The following is a 15,023-nucleotide window of genomic DNA, read 5'->3' as shown; positions in this document are numbered from 1 at the left end:
CCTCTTTGTTTGCGTTAGTAGGCGCTGTTTAGCCGATTGATTTACGAAATAAGCTACGCGCAGCCCACTTGCGCTCACTTCGTTTGCGGTATTTGGGTAGAGAGCGATAGACGGCAATGGACTGGTTAAAGGCTATAGTGGCTTCATCCTTGCGTCCCAGCATACGGTACATCAAGCCTGTCAGATAATAACCCTCGCTGGAAGAAGACTGAATCTCCTGAAATTGCTGCAGATAATGAAGCGACTTATTGACGTCACGTTCCTTGAAAGCAGCGGCTAAATGCAAATAAGGCTCACCGTACTGTACCCGCGGGTTAATATCCAGTGCTTTTAGTAAATGTTGTTCTCCATCCTCCAGATGGTTTGTATGTACTTCAGCCGTTCCCCGTGCGTTCCAATAGTCTGCTGAGTCTTCATAACGGGATTGAATTTCCAATAAGAGCTCCAAAGCCTGCGGATATTTCTTGCTTTCGATCCAGATACGAGCCAAATCGAACCTAGCAGCCACATCGTTGGTGTTTAGCGCAATCTGTTGGCGCAATCGAGCGGCATTGCGTCTTCTTTTCCATGGTTTGCTGATGCTGGGCAATACACCGACAAAGCTACGATCCAATATATAGATCACGATTAAGAGTACGAGCAGTGCCAGAAACGGGTTGCCGAGCAAACTCCATAGTAGAGAGAAAATTAAAAATTTCCCAATCATTTTTCTCCAATCCTCCTGTGCATGTAACAATCCATACTTTCCACATTATAGCATAAGGCCGCTTTAAGGGGCATTAGCCTGATGAGATTTCGAAGGATGGTAGAGGGGGTGAGAAGAAAAACACTTATTTGTGATGCTCGGTGTATAGTTTTACGAGAAAAGGAACCTTTTTTTATTCCCGCCAAAAGGTTGAACAGTCTGCCTTATCCAAAATATTAAACTCGATCATTTTCTCAAGTAATGAGAAATCAACTGGACTATCCCACTGGATACGTACCAACTGCTTGGTGTGATCATAGCCAGCCTGCACAATTAACTCAGAAAAATGATTAATCCCTGCCTTTTCAGGGGCAACGGCCAAATGATGTTTGGCTACGCTAAAGCCAATAATAAATGTGCTGTGATCCGTAAACATAGGCTGATTCCACGCAATTTTTGGCATTAAATTTGGAAATTTCTTGGTTACCCAAGCCAATACTTCTTGCGTTCGAGCCCGATGTTGGGGGTTATCAATATGCGCTAAATATTCTGCAAAAGCTTCCATGTTGTTCCCTCCTTAATTAAAAATTGTATCGTTCAGAGAAGTTCCTCGAACCTATTTGTCGTTAAAACTCCTCATAGAATGGCTCAGACACGTTCTTAACAACACCTATTTCCAACGATATATATTTTCAAACTAGATAGTCAAAATGGTTTACTATCAATTTATCGCAGCAACATGCTTCCCAAGATGTAAACAATACCTTTTATGTCCTGTTATATTCCTCAGAAAGAATAGAGTACAAATATGAATCGTGAAATTCGCCTTTGTAGTACCAGTGTTCTCGCATTATACCTTCACGTTGCATTCCGATCTGTTGCATAATCTTCTCAGAAGCCTTATTTTCTGGACGACATGTTGCATAAATACGATGGACATCAAGTGTGCTAAATCCAAAGCCTAGCAGGGCTCGTGCCACTTCTGTTGCATAACCCTTTCCTTGATAATCTGGGTTTAGAATATAGCCCATTTCTGCATTAGTATCTTTGACATGAATACCAACACCGCCGATCAGGATTCCAGTGTTTTTCAGACATATGGCTAGTTCGTAGTCTTGTCGTGGCATTTCCTGCTGTGAGGCTAGAACTTGTTCTATATATGCCTTTGTATCTTCTTCTGTATTGGGTCCCCATGCTGTGTGCCTAGTAACTTCAGGCAATGACGTGTAGGTATGTATACTTCCCCAATCGGATGTACAAATATCACGAATGATGAGCCGTTTTGTCTCAAATTGCATAACGATTCCTCCTGTCTATAATTAGCATACATATTCGTGTTTTTTGCACATTCTATTAATCCTATTTAAGCAGATCTGATGGGGAAGATCCAAGATTTTGAGAGAAAGTGCTAGAGAAGAGGATCGAATTACGTGTTGAACAATGGGAACGAATCAATACCTTTTGCCACCTGAACGCAAACCGCAAGGGAGGCGTCCGGCAAAAATGCAAACAGAAAATATTGAATGTGGTACTGGAATAGCCCGCTATTATTAGCCATCCAGTTTGTCTTAAAACAGCCTGCGGGCTGTTACGAAACGATTCTGCCATTTACCATCAAGCGTGTCAAAATGAACGCCACGTTCTTTGGAGAATGTATGCAACAATTTGTTGTTCCCTGCATAGATCGCCACATGGCCGATCTCCAGGTCGCGTGCGCTGAAGAACAGCAGGTCGCCTTTACGTAGCTCGTTTAGCCCGACCTTCTGGCCTTCTTTAGCCTGATCGTAAGAGACACGGGGGAGGTCGATGGAGAGCGTATGTCGGAACACTTCCCCCACAAAAGAAGAACAATCAAAGGTCGATGTCTGGCCGCTTGCTGCGCCGAATTCATAAGGAGTACCAAGGAATTTCTCTCCGTAGGCGATGAGTTCATCTCCCTGCCGTTCCACCAGGGATGAGCTGGTATAATCGCTGTATTTGGGTTTAGCCGATATGTATCCGGTCAGGTTGTCTTTAGTGCGCACTTCCAACCAGAGGGCATTGATCTCACGGATGACATGAACCTTTTCGTTGGCTGGAATAAGCCGCAGGGAAGGGGAAGCTCCCGACGAATCCGGTTTGCTGCGCAGGTTGACTCCCGAAAGAACCGTTGTAAAAAAATCGTTACTGGAGACAATCCGAATCGCTCGGGTCAGGGCATCCCACTTCACTGTGCTCCCAAGTGCCTCGCTCACAAAACGTAGTGGAATCATTGTGTTGCCCTCAACAATTTGTCCAGGAACATTCAGGGACAGCGTTTTGCCGTTTAAGGTGGCAGCAAGTTCCCCCATACGGTAGGTCAGCACCGCTTCATTTTTGGTAGCTGTTACGGTTTTGCTGGATTCGTTCCAGGAAAGCTCGGCTCCTTGTGCCTCAAACAACTGGCGCATCGGGACGAGCGCTGTTCCTTCTAGCAGCAGCGGCTGGGCAGCAAGCTGAAGTGGGCGGTCATCTACATAAACGGTCGTCACCGGAGTCAGCGGCACCGACTTCGCATACGACGGGTTTGCTTGGAGCAGCGATACTGCCAGTAGAGCCAGCAATACTCCCTTGTTGATTGTCATGCTGTCATCACCTCGTTGTTAATGTGTTCATCTAAGTTGTACGAGGCTGTCTCCGATTAGTTGTATACCAAATATTGGACTGATTCGAAAAACGTAAACAAACAAAAATAAAACCAATAAATATCTGTGTTTAATTGTTGACATCAAAATAAAATAAAGATAACATTATACATGTGAAATATTTCACTTTTGAGAAATACCCTTATGATTTAGCGAGGCAACAAGAAGTGAATCCTTTAGGAGGCCGATTTTATATGAGCGCACATGTATTTTTTGTACCATCTATCAATCTTATGGGAACAGGCTGTTTGCAAGAAGTTGGGCCGTATATAAAAGAACTGGATTTAAATAAAGCTCTAGTCGTGACGGATAAATTTTTGATGAAGAGTGGTATTGCAGGCAAGGTTACATCTTTGCTGGATTATATTGGATTGAACTATGCGGTATACGATGAAGTAAAACCAAATCCGACCTGTAAAAATGTACATGATGGTGTTCAGTTTCTGCAAGAAAATGAATGTGACTTTTTAATTTCGATTGGCGGAGGATCACCACAGGATACGGCTAAGGGAATCGGCATTATTGCTACCAATGGGGGACATATAACCGAGTATGAGGGCGTCCATAAATCCAAGCATAAATCGCTTCCTATTGTCGCCATTAATACCACAGCAGGAACATCTGCTGAAATCACGATCAATTATGTCATTACGGACGAAGACCGCAAGGTCAAGATGGTTATGGTTGATAAGAATAGTGTAGCTACGATTTCAGTAAATGATCCTGAACTGATGGTAGACAAACCGGCCGCGTTAACGGCAGCTACAGGACTAGATGCTTTGACCCATGCCATTGAAGCTTTGGTTACGCCAGGTGCTTATCCTGTAACGGATGCAACTGCGTTGGCAGCAGTAGAAATTATTTTTAAACATTTAGCTCGTACAGTGAGAAACGGTCATGATATAGAAGCGCGTGAGCAAATGGTATACGCTATTTTCCTGGGAGGACTTGCATTTAATAATGCCGGATTGGGTTACGTCCATGCGATGGCCCATCAGCTAGGCGGGGTATACGATTTGCCTCATGGTGTTTGTAATGCCATGCTGCTGCCAATCGTGGAGGAGGAGAATGCCAAGCACGTACCAGAGAAGTTTCGTGCCATCGCTAAGGTCATCGGTTTTGAAGATAAGGGGAAAACGGATAAGGAATGCGCAGACTATGTAATCCAAAGAATCAAAGACCTGTCGAAGGAAGTGGGGATTCCTTCCAAACTTTCTGAACTAGGTGTAAATGAAGTGGATTTGGATCTGCTTGCCGAGAACTCAATGAAGGATGCTTGCGCTCCGGGCAATCCGTTTATACCTAGCAAAGAACAAGTTATCGAGATGTTTAAGAAAATTCTTTAAATAAAAGATGCAATTATTTTACTAAATACTATAAGGGCTGTCCCAGGAACTGATCGAAGTATACTGGGAACGGCCCTTTTTATTCGCATTTTCTGCTAAGAGATTTGTGAGACTAGAGATAAGACAACCCCATTGAAGATTAAAGGCACAGCTCTCTCGGCTAAATCTGTAGGAGACTCTTTTTTTCCTTCCACATTCCAGCGAAAGGTTACACCATAAATGGACCAGCTTAAAATGGTTGCGGCAAGTTCTAACGTTCTTTGGTCTGTATTATTGGCTTCTCTTGTTATGAGTTGAAGTATGAATTGCTGTAATTGATTCTTAATATGTTCTTCCAGGATCGGTGCCACTGAATTATATTTATGAACGCATTGGTTACTTGAGTCGTGATAGTCACATAACGAAAGAATAAGTTTCTGAATGATCTCCTCCGACAAACGTGCCTCAGCATCAATCCTCTTGATAACATACTCCAAAAATGCATCTGACAAAAGGGTTTCAAGCAGTGCATATTTATCTTGAAAATGTGCATAGAACGTGGCGCGGTTAATGGTGGCTTTTTGGGTAATGTCATTGATCGTAATCGTGTAGAAGTCTTTCTTATTTAATTGGTCAACGAATGCGTCGAGAATTAATCTACGTGTTCGAATGACGCGAGGATCGTTTGGGTTGGGTGAAGTTACACCAGGCATCCTAAAGACACTCCTTTCAGGTAAATCAAATGATTCCCCCATTATAAACATGTGTTGTTTTGTCAACAAGTGAATTTAGATATACAACAATTTCATAACCCTTTTGGTTAAGCAACAGAATGAACATTTTGTCGGTTGAATGATAAATTAAACATTGCTAACATTTCACTTGCACCCCGTTTGAAGATGCACGAGCCTTATATATAATCCTTTAAAAGAATAAAAGAAAATGAGGAGGGACAATCCTTGAGTAATCAACCGCAAAATGTTCATTCAACAGAAGCTTTATTTCAACCTTATACCATTCATAATCTAACCCTACAGACTCGTATTGTAATGCCGTCAATGGGCCGCGCTTTTTCACCAAATGGTGTGCCAGGACCGGATGTAGCCGCTTATTATCGCCGTCGCGCAGAGAATGATGTAGGTCTTATTATTACTGAAGGCGCAGTGATTGACCATCCGGCTGGAACAAGTGAGCCGAGGATACCTAATTTTTATGGGGAAGCGGCTTTAAACGGTTGGGCTGAAGTGGTCAGACAGGTTCATGAAGCTGGTAGTAAAATTTTCCCACAGCTTTGGCATATGGGGATGGCTCGTCCTTTGGGATCTCAGCCGAATCCCGAAGCGCTATCGATTGGTCCATCGGGGCTGGATCTGGAAGGCAATAAAGTGACCGAGCCGATGACAGAAGAAGAAATTGTCAAGGTCATTCGCGCCTATGTCGATGCAGCTGCGAATGCAAAACGACTGGGTTTTGACGGCGTTGAAATTCACGGAGCACACGGCTATCTGGTTGATCAATTCTTTTGGGAGAGGACGAACCAACGTACGGATCGCTATGGTGGCGATATCATAAAACGTGCTCAATTCGCCATTGAGCTTGTGGAAGCTATTCGTGCTGAGGTTGGCCCTGACTACCCTATTGCCATGCGCCTATCCCAATGGAAAATGAATGATTACAACGCAAAGCCGTTCGATACACCGGATAAACTGGAGCAATTCCTGAATGTATTAGTAGAAGCGGGCGTGGACATCTTCCATTGCTCGACACGTCGCTTTTGGGTACCTGAATTTGAAGGCTCCGATTTGAGCTTTGCCGGATGGGTGAAGAAGCTGACTGGAAAAACTACGATTACGGTTGGCTCTGTAGGTCTGGATGAGGATTTTGTAAGTTATATCGAAGGGAAAGGGGCAGGACACCAAGATATTAATGAACTTCTGGAACGGCTCGACAACAATGAATTTGATCTGGTAGCTGTTGGGCGTGCGCTTCTGGGCGATCCTGCATGGGCTACGAAAATACGTGAAGGCCGAATTCATGATCTTCAAACCTTTACACCTGAGATACTTCAAACGCTCAACTAAAACATATCATACTTTGAACATCTCTTCATTTCATAAATAAATACTGTAAGCCAAAATACTCAAAGTCAGGTAAGGAACTTGGGTATTTTGGCTTTTTTATGCGTCTGCGATAGTAATCCACCATGAACCATTATAGATTAAGTCATATTTGCTTTTAGTTCAGACTGACACCAACACTTGATATATATAGATGTCTATGTAATAATGCTTGTATGTTAAAAAATAATGCAGCTGCACTGATAGGAACCATTAGAGACTCGATCAATAAATTGATTGTGTCTGAGCTCGAATCGAATGGAATTGAAGGGATTGTTCCTACTCATGGCGGAATCCTAATGTTCCTTTATCAAAACGACGGGCTTTCTATTAAGGAATTGACGCAAAAAATTTCTCGTCAGCAACCCACGGTCACTGTTTTGATCGACAAGCTAGTGAAGTTGGGATATGTCGAAAGAAAAAAAGAAAGGGAGGATAGCCGAGTTACCCTGATATTTCTGACCGATAAGGGAAGAGAGATAGAGCCTGTATTTGAGGTGATCTCCAATAGATTACAAGAAACCATCTATGGTGGTCTCAAAGATGAAGAAAAAGAACAACTGGAATATTTGCTGGAGCATGTCAAAAACAGATTATAAATTTTTTTAAGTAAATGTATAGATATCTATATTAATATCAAAATAACAATAAAACATCTGGAGGTTATTAAAATGAAACATCTTATTATCTATGCTCACTCAAACGCAGAAAGCTTCAATCACGCGATACTCGAAACGGTTGTAAATACCTTGAAAGAAAAAGGTGATGAAGTCGTTGTACGCGATCTTTATGCCCTTAATTTTCAACCTGTATTAAAACCTGAGGATACTGCCGCTATGAGAGCAGGGCAAACTCCGGCTGATATCAAAGTGGAGCAGGAATACATCTCACAATCGGATACGATTACTTTTATTTCTCCCATTTGGTGGACAGGTCTTCCGGCTATCCTGAAAGGTTACGTTGATCGTGTATTTGCATACGGCTTTGCATATACGGCTGGTGCGGAAGGGATTAATAAGCTGCTTACAGGTAAAAAAGGTTTTATCGTGAATACACATGGTACTCCCAACGCGATCTACGATGAAATCGGTATGACTGCAGGATTGAAGCTCACATCCGATACGGGAATTTTTGATTTCGTTGGAATTGAATCCGTCGGTCACTTGCTGCTTGGAAGTATTGGTTATCTTGATGAAGATGGCTATAAAGGGTTGTTGAAGCAAGTACAAGACACGGTTAAAACGGTGCTGTAAATTCAGTTCATATTCTTTTAGAAACGTAAGACATTCTTTAAATAATGAGGTCAACCCGTATTTAGTGGTTGGCCTTTTCTTGTAAATGTTAATACTTCTCTAATATAGTCCAAACAACAATCTCATTTGGAGCTGCTCAAATCCCCCTTTTCCTTGAAATTCTATGATATAACACGTTTCCAGAACCTCATAAAATAAAACCCTCCTTGTTGTCTCACGTTATGGGGTCAGTCCCTCTCCTCTGGGTGTCTCACAGTCCAAGGTATAAAACCTCCTGTTATTGGACATTCAAGGGGGGGATAAAGTATAAAAATTCACAAATATTTCATTGTTATTATCGTGGGCAATTCATTATAGTACATAGTATTAATAGTTAACTGTATGTATTATGTGTGTTGCGGAGGTTCACTATGAAAGATTATGAACTAAGGGACGAATTGAGAGAATCCGTTAACCGGATTTATGACATGGAATTATTCAGTAGCCTGACGGAGCTTGTTCAGGGGGAAAACCATGTGCTTCAATATTTAGTTCAGCACCGGGATGATGAAATTAATCCTTCCTTGCTCAGCGATGATCTGCATGTATCCAGATCAAGAATTACGGCAGCGCTTACGGGATTAAGGAAAAAAGGCTACGTGACTATGGAAATGTCTGAGCATGACAGACGACGAATGTGTGTAAGGCTCACAGTAAATGGTGAATCCTTGATCAGACAGAAGCAAGAGAGAATTGAAGGTTATTTTGAAGCGCTTGTAGTAGGTTTGGGTGAGAAGAATGTGAAGGAATTTATACGGTTAATTGAGCTTTCTTTGAGTATTATGAATGCGCGTTCTATTGAAAAATAACATAATGTGAGGGTGTACCGGGTGAGATATAAAATAATAGCAGATAGTTGCTGTGATTTAACGAGAGAGCTTAGAGAAGAGATGCAAGTTACTACGATTCCGTTAAATATGACGCTGGGAGATAAATGCTTCGTAGATGATGACACATTGGACTTGCCTCAGTTTATGGAAGAAATGAAAGCCTGTACAACCAAAATTGGATCCGCATCACCGTCACCTATGCTATATAAGGAAGCCTTTCAAGGTGCGCATACTTCTTTTGCCATTACATTATCCAGCAACCTGTCCAGTTCGTATTCCAGTGCATTGGTAGGAAAAGATATGGCGGAAGAAGAGGGGGCGGATGTTCATGTATTTGATTCGAAAAGCGCTTCGGCTGGACAGCTCTTGTTAGCTCTAAAACTGCGCAAGTTGATTGACGAGGGATATCATAAAAGCGAAATTATTTCATCCTTGGAGAGCTTTATCAGCAAGATGAAAACCTACTTTGTTTTAGAAAATCTGGATAATCTGGTTAAGAACGGGCGGATGAATAAAATCACTGGAAAGATACTTTCACTCTTGCATATCAGGCCTATTTTAGGCTCGGATGGTGACGGTAATATCGCATTTTTTACTCAAGCACGCGGTCAGAATCAAATTATCGAAAAGCTCGCAGATACTATTGAAAAAAGTGGCAGGGCTACCGAAGGAGAAAGCATTGTCATTACTCACTGCAATAATCCTGGGCTGGCGGAAAAATTAATGAATGCGCTGAGGAAACGCTATCAATTTAAAGATATTCATATTGTGTCCACCAGAGGGATTAGTTCAATGTATGCCAATGACAAAGGGATCATTATGGCCTTTTAAAAATATTCAGGGTTTATCCTCGCTGTATGGATAAACCCTTTTTTAGTACACTGAGGCTTTGCGGGAGTTCAAGCCTATCCCAATTTTCTAATGAGGACAGAAGCGTTTATGCTGGCTTGAGTTCCTCCGGCTTGTGTTTGCAGGGTAACAGCAGTAGTAGAGCTATGGTTTCGCAGAGTAAGGACGTCACCGCATGCCAGAGCAAGGATGGCTTGCCCTGTGTTCTGTTGTGTCCCGGCTCCTGAGCCGTATACAGTTCCCACAGCCAGTGCGCCATTAATAAAGATGGCGAATTGGTTAGGTTCCACACCGGACACCGAAAAGTGAACTTCATATTTTCCAGCATCGGATACAGCAATCTGTGTAGTTCCTGGAACATGAGCAATTCCAGGTGTAAGTATACCGTTCGTATCCCAAATGACATCCCCTTCAATCGGAACAACTTGGGGCTTTACATTGTAAATATAACCGAACTGCGCTAAATCACCTATGGTTCCAGAATCCCCTTCAGGTCCTAAAGCACCCTGATTAATATTCACACTTACAAGTTGCTTTTTGACGATGATGTCTTTCCCAAACCCTTTCCGTTTCGAGCGGCTTTTTCTCTTTGGGGGTTTCTCCTCAAACTTTTTTTCTAACTTATCAAACCAGGCACGGACAAAAACATTTTTTTTACGGCCTTTTTTTCGTTTTAATTCAGGATGACCCAATACAAACACCTCCATATGGTTTGTTGTATACTACTCCATTCATCTAGAGGAGGCATGGATATCTGTCCTGTGATTCATAGGAAACGATCTATTTTGACTAAAAACAGGCTACTGTACAAGGTACATTCGTCTAGTATGTAAAAAAAGCACCTTTGAATGTGCACTTGGATGACAACCAAGGAACAGACAAAGGCACCAGTAGAGGTGTATATCATGATGAGGCGGTTTGAAGCCGCTTTTTGCGCACATATAGGGCGTACAAGATGCCCCCAAGCAGGCACAGGATACATGTGAAGCCTGCCAGCAACCACGCCGATGAGACTGCTCCACCACGATCCATGCTATTTCCGAGCCATAAAGGCAGCAGAGCTCCCCCAACTCCACCTGCGCCTATAAGCAGGCTGGTGGTAGATTCTTCGGTGCCTGGCATCATTTTGCTGGCAAAAACAAGTGCGATGGAAAAAATGCCCGACATGCCCAGCCCCAGCAGTGTGATAAGGACAAAGGCAACGGTAGTTCCCTTGATCAGTGGGAACACGCATAGCAGCACGGTCGCCGCCAGCGAGCTTAGGGCTACAAAGACACCATAGCCGTACCGATCAGCAATACTTCCTGCGAACAACCGTCCGGTAGCCATTGCTAGCCAGAAGCAGGTAACACTGAGTGCTGCCTCGGCTTGAGTGAGGCCCAGCCGTTCGATGAACATGGAGGGCAGGAAATTAGCTAGGCTCATCTCTGTTCCTACATAGATAAAGAAAAAGATGATAAATAGTGTAAGTAGCTTCCGATTGCCAATAGGGTTACCTTCAGAAGCCTTCTCCGTGGGTGACTTCAGTGAATTAGTCGAACGCTTAAGGCTGTTATCTCGGTGTTCCTGTGGGTCCAATACAGCGTCCAGCGGGCCGAAGGACCCGCGCAACCAAGCTATAATGGTCACGGCTGCAAACATGGAAATGATGGGAAAGGCCAATCGCCACCAACCGAGAGCGATAAGTTGGCTGGCGATAGCGGGCATAGCCAAAGCGCCAATCCCAAAAAAGACTTCCAGACGGCTCATCGCCGCGCCCGTTCCTTGAGTAATACCGCTGATAATAATCGTGCCAATGAGTGTTTCTACCATGCCGAAGCCAAACCCCGCTGCTGCACCGACGACATATAGCCAATCCCAAGGCGGCAGCAATGAGTATAGCACTTCAGCCGCGCACAGCAAAAGCAGGGCGAATACCAGACTTCGGCGTTTGCCGAAACTTCGGGCAAGCCACGGTGACAGCAGGACTCCAACCAGAAAACCGGAAAATTGAGCGAAGATTAGACTACCGCCATCCGTATAGTTTCTACCGTAATGCTCTAACAACACAGGCAGTAGGGAGCCTACAACCACGTGTGCCAGGCCGATTAAAAAATAAGACAAGCTGCCGATCCATAGCAGTCGTTTCATGATGAACTCCTTTGATACCTAGATTATACTCATGCAGCAAAGTGAACTGTATGTGTCAAATCTGAGTGATTATGATAGCTCCAGTACTTGAAAGCCGTAGCCTTCAATAGAAATATCTCCTTCCAGGTATTTACCGCTGATTAGCTCATTCCCTTTCTGATCATCCAGATGATATTGCTGCGTCTGGGCGTTATGATTCAGAATGAACAGATATGATTTTCCATCTTTGGTCCGTACAGTGGTTTCTACACCCGCAGGAGCGCGCAGCAGGGATGGAATCCCTTTTTGCTCACAAATGTAGCCCAGCAGGCCATCAAGGAAAGTCTCTTCAGGATCTGAAGCAACGTACCATGCCTCGCCTTGACCGAAACGATTGCGTGTCAGCACTGGCATGCCCTGATAGAAATCATCGCCGTATTCCGCCAGCACCTCGGCACCTTCGCTATGCAACAGGTCGCAGAGCAGACCACATTGATATTCACCTTGTAATACGCCCACCTTTTCTTTTAATACAATGCGATTGTATGATTCCGGCAGAAGCGCGTCAATTTCCTCCACCCAGATCCCGAGCAAGTTACGCAGTTTACCAGGATATCCTCCGGTTGTGACCAAATCGTTTTCATTTACAATGCCACTGAAAAAGGTCGTTACGAAGGTGCCTCCATGCTCTGTGAATTGTTCCAGCTTCTCGGCGGTACCTGGCTTGACCATGTAGAGTACAGGCGCGATAATGAGATCATATTTCTGGAAATTTGCATCAACGGAAATCAGGTCTATCTGTACGTTGCGCCGGAAGAGGGTCGCATAATACTTATGCACCTGATCCACATATTTCAAGGCGACAGAAGGACCGCTTGATTTTTCCAATGCCCACCAATTATCCCAATCAAACAAAATGGCTACTTTGGCATTGACGGTCGCGTCAAATAGCGTGTTGCCTAATGCGCCAAGCTCACTGCCAAGCTGTGCCACCTCGCGAAATACACGTGTGTTCTCATGCCCGGCATGCTCAATAACAGCCCCGTGGAATTTCTCACATGCGCCGATTGAGCGGCGAAGCTGGAAGAACATGACCGTGTCCGCGCCATGCGCGACTGCCTGATAACTCCATAACCGCATAACGCCGGGCCGTTTAAGCGAATTATACGCCTGCCAGTTCTGCTGGCTCGGTGTTTGCTCCATCAGCATAAAGGGTTGCCCATCCTTCAAGCCGCGCATCAGATCGTGTGCCATCGCGGTATAGCTTGGCGGGGTATTAGCCGCAGGATAACTATCCCAAGATACAATATCCATGTGCTTAGCCCATTTAAAATAGTCCAGTTGTTTGAAAAATCCCATCAGATTGGTCGTTATCACGGCATGGGGAATATGTTTTTTAATCGCGTTGTATTCCAGCAGATAGCAATCCAGCATACTGTCTGAATTAAAACGTGCATAATCGAGGGATATGCCCTGAAAGGAGGAGTGATTTTCTCCCCAATGCTCGCTCAAATTATTTGGTGGCACGATTTCATCCCAATCATAGAAGGTATGACCCCAGAAGGAAGTATTCCACACCCGGTTTAGCTCTTCCAGTGATCCGTATTTTTGCTTGAGCCACACCCGGAATGCGGCCGCACAGTTATCACAATAGCAATCCCCACCGTACTCATTGGACACGTGCCACACGAGGATCGCGGGATGGTTTTTGTATCGTTCTGCAAGTTGGCCAGCCATCTGCTCCGCAAATTTTCGATACGTAGGACTGTTCGGACAAGAATTGTGGCGACCACCGAACTTCCGCTTCCGTCCGTCAGCGTCCACCCGGAGAACGTCGGGGTAGCGAGTAGCCATCCAAGCAGGATGCGCTGCCGTGCTAGTAGCTAGACAAACGAAGATATCGCTTTCATAAAGACTGTCAATCAATTGATCCAGCCATTCAAAATGATATGTGATTTCGTCGGATTGAATTTTGGCCCATGAGAATACGTTGACCGTGGCGATATCAATCCCTGCCTGCCTGAACATCCGTAAATCTTCCTGATGCGTGGCCTCATCCCATTGTTCAGGATTATAATCTCCACCGTAAAATACTTTAGGTAGTTTACTGCTTATCATGCCAATCACCTCTGTATATAAGAATAATTCTATCTTATAATACAAATAACTGCTTTTAAATATAATAAAATGAACGTGTATATAACAATATGGATCTACATGAGAAATACATACCCGCATACGCCGGAGGTGCTTTTTATGATTTTAACTCCCCATCATTTGCGATTTTTCCTGACTACGCGTGAGCACTCTTTACCCCTTTTTATTGAAAGTATCGGATTTAACAGCAGGCAGGAAGATGTGTCCCGTCCAGAGGGCTATCCGTGCTTTCACTGGATTCAGACGGTGTCTGGTGAAGGGATGTTTACATTTAAAGGGGGGACCTTTCGTCTGGGGGAGCAGTCTGGAGTTCTGCTGCTACCTGGGGAATCCCATGCATACAGACGGGCGACCAAGGTATGGCGAACGTTATACATTACATTTGACGGCCCCATCGCCGCTGCTGTACTGACTGCACTGGGGTTGAAGCATACGCGTGGGTATCATTGGGACCCGGATAGCGAGCTGCACAGTTTTGGGGAAACGATGCTTCATTCCATGGTTAGTGAACGTGATTTGTCTGGATTAGATGCTTCGGCCAATATGTATCGTTTTCTGACTCTGCTGCGTAAACATGGACAACATAGCTCGATGCCTTCCCTATCCCATAATGTGGAACGATTAACCCCTGTACTGGCCTTTATGGAGCAAAATTATGCCAGTCCAGATGTGGGTCTAGGCGATATGGCAGTTATGATGAATGTCAGCTCCCGTCATTTAAATACATTATTTAAGCAAGCGTTTGGTGTGACTTCGTATGCTTATCTGATTGTGATTCGGCTGCGGAAGGCCAAGGAAATGATGGCGGAATATCCGCAATTAACAGTAAAGGAGATTTCGGAGCGAGTGGGCTTCCGAGATACCAGTCATTTTGTGGCAACTTTTCGCCGAGCTGAAGGAATTACCCCGGAAAGGTTCAAATTACTGTATACATAAAGGTATTTTATCGAAATGCTCTTTCTTACTCGGGAATGCTCTTTTTAGGGAGCATTCCTT

The 15,023-nt window shown here is 44.1% G+C and carries 15 protein-coding genes; 7 read left to right on the top strand and 8 right to left on the bottom strand.

Annotated features, from left to right (window positions below; all coding sequences use genetic code 11):
- Positions 1–28: 28 nt before the first annotated feature.
- The 4 genes from G9G53_RS11535 to G9G53_RS11520 all read right to left on the bottom strand — a co-directional run bounded on the left by G9G53_RS11535 (position 29) and on the right by G9G53_RS11520 (position 3,288).
- A complete protein-coding gene (locus G9G53_RS11535) occupies positions 29–706 on the bottom strand; it encodes a tetratricopeptide repeat protein (RefSeq protein WP_029514758.1) in 678 nt (225 codons plus the stop codon).
- A gap of 172 nt (positions 707–878) precedes the next feature.
- Positions 879–1,250 carry an iron chaperone gene (locus G9G53_RS11530; RefSeq protein ID WP_029514757.1) on the bottom strand — a complete coding sequence of 124 codons (372 nt, stop codon included), beginning with the start codon at positions 1,248–1,250 and terminating at the stop codon, positions 879–881.
- A 202-nt stretch (positions 1,251–1,452) separates the two neighbouring features.
- Positions 1,453–1,983, bottom strand: a complete 531-nt coding sequence (locus G9G53_RS11525; RefSeq protein ID WP_165147652.1) for a GNAT family N-acetyltransferase — start codon at positions 1,981–1,983, stop codon at positions 1,453–1,455.
- Between the two features lie 270 nt (positions 1,984–2,253).
- The gene (locus tag G9G53_RS11520; RefSeq protein WP_165147649.1) at positions 2,254–3,288 is read right to left on the bottom strand and encodes a C40 family peptidase; all 1,035 of its coding nucleotides are present in this window, start codon (positions 3,286–3,288) and stop codon (positions 2,254–2,256) included.
- A gap of 254 nt (positions 3,289–3,542) precedes the next feature.
- Between G9G53_RS11520 and G9G53_RS11515 the strand changes: the two genes are divergently transcribed.
- Positions 3,543–4,694, top strand: a complete 1,152-nt coding sequence (locus G9G53_RS11515) for an iron-containing alcohol dehydrogenase (protein WP_165147646.1) — start codon at positions 3,543–3,545, stop codon at positions 4,692–4,694.
- Positions 4,695–4,789: 95 nt separating this feature from the next.
- On the opposite strand, the gene G9G53_RS11510 is transcribed toward G9G53_RS11515, so the two are convergent.
- Entirely contained in the window at positions 4,790–5,386 is a 597-nt protein-coding gene (locus G9G53_RS11510) for a TetR/AcrR family transcriptional regulator C-terminal domain-containing protein (RefSeq protein WP_029514753.1), read from the bottom strand.
- 246 nt (positions 5,387–5,632) lie between these two features.
- On the opposite strand from G9G53_RS11510, the gene G9G53_RS11505 reads away from it, so the two are divergent.
- The 5 genes from G9G53_RS11505 to G9G53_RS11485 all read left to right on the top strand — a co-directional run bounded on the left by G9G53_RS11505 (position 5,633) and on the right by G9G53_RS11485 (position 9,743).
- The gene (locus tag G9G53_RS11505; protein ID WP_029514752.1) at positions 5,633–6,754 is read left to right on the top strand and encodes an NADH:flavin oxidoreductase; all 1,122 of its coding nucleotides are present in this window, start codon (positions 5,633–5,635) and stop codon (positions 6,752–6,754) included.
- Positions 6,755–6,966: 212 nt separating this feature from the next.
- Positions 6,967–7,389 carry a MarR family winged helix-turn-helix transcriptional regulator gene (locus G9G53_RS11500; RefSeq protein WP_029514751.1) on the top strand — a complete coding sequence of 141 codons (423 nt, stop codon included), beginning with the start codon at positions 6,967–6,969 and terminating at the stop codon, positions 7,387–7,389.
- Positions 7,390–7,461: 72 nt separating this feature from the next.
- Positions 7,462–8,043 (top strand): NAD(P)H-dependent oxidoreductase, encoded by a 582-nt coding sequence (locus tag G9G53_RS11495; RefSeq protein WP_013309835.1) that lies wholly within the window; start codon positions 7,462–7,464, stop codon positions 8,041–8,043.
- A gap of 410 nt (positions 8,044–8,453) precedes the next feature.
- Positions 8,454–8,891 (top strand): MarR family winged helix-turn-helix transcriptional regulator, encoded by a 438-nt coding sequence (locus tag G9G53_RS11490; RefSeq protein WP_029514750.1) that lies wholly within the window; start codon positions 8,454–8,456, stop codon positions 8,889–8,891.
- A 21-nt stretch (positions 8,892–8,912) separates the two neighbouring features.
- Positions 8,913–9,743 (top strand): DegV family protein, encoded by an 831-nt coding sequence (locus G9G53_RS11485; protein ID WP_165147643.1) that lies wholly within the window; start codon positions 8,913–8,915, stop codon positions 9,741–9,743.
- A gap of 74 nt (positions 9,744–9,817) precedes the next feature.
- Here the strand turns inward: G9G53_RS11485 and G9G53_RS11480 are convergent, their stop codons facing one another.
- The 3 genes from G9G53_RS11480 to G9G53_RS11470 all read right to left on the bottom strand — a co-directional run bounded on the left by G9G53_RS11480 (position 9,818) and on the right by G9G53_RS11470 (position 13,988).
- Positions 9,818–10,453 carry a hypothetical protein gene (locus G9G53_RS11480; RefSeq protein ID WP_165147640.1) on the bottom strand — a complete coding sequence of 212 codons (636 nt, stop codon included), beginning with the start codon at positions 10,451–10,453 and terminating at the stop codon, positions 9,818–9,820.
- A 211-nt stretch (positions 10,454–10,664) separates the two neighbouring features.
- The gene (locus G9G53_RS11475) at positions 10,665–11,891 is read right to left on the bottom strand and encodes an MFS transporter (protein WP_029514747.1); all 1,227 of its coding nucleotides are present in this window, start codon (positions 11,889–11,891) and stop codon (positions 10,665–10,667) included.
- Positions 11,892–11,960: 69 nt separating this feature from the next.
- Positions 11,961–13,988, bottom strand: coding sequence for a beta-galactosidase (locus tag G9G53_RS11470; RefSeq protein WP_165147637.1), 2,028 nt, complete (start codon positions 13,986–13,988; stop codon positions 11,961–11,963).
- A gap of 138 nt (positions 13,989–14,126) precedes the next feature.
- On the opposite strand from G9G53_RS11470, the gene G9G53_RS11465 reads away from it, so the two are divergent.
- A complete protein-coding gene (locus G9G53_RS11465; RefSeq protein ID WP_029514745.1) occupies positions 14,127–14,963 on the top strand; it encodes an AraC family transcriptional regulator in 837 nt (278 codons plus the stop codon).
- Positions 14,964–15,023 lie beyond the last annotated feature (60 nt).

The organism is Paenibacillus sp. EKM206P (genome assembly GCF_011066155.1).
In the GTDB taxonomy this organism is placed as follows: Bacteria; Bacillota; Bacilli; order Paenibacillales; family Paenibacillaceae; genus Paenibacillus; species Paenibacillus polymyxa_D.
Note: the sequence above shows the minus strand (reverse complement) of the source record. Positions and strands in the feature narration are given on the sequence as shown.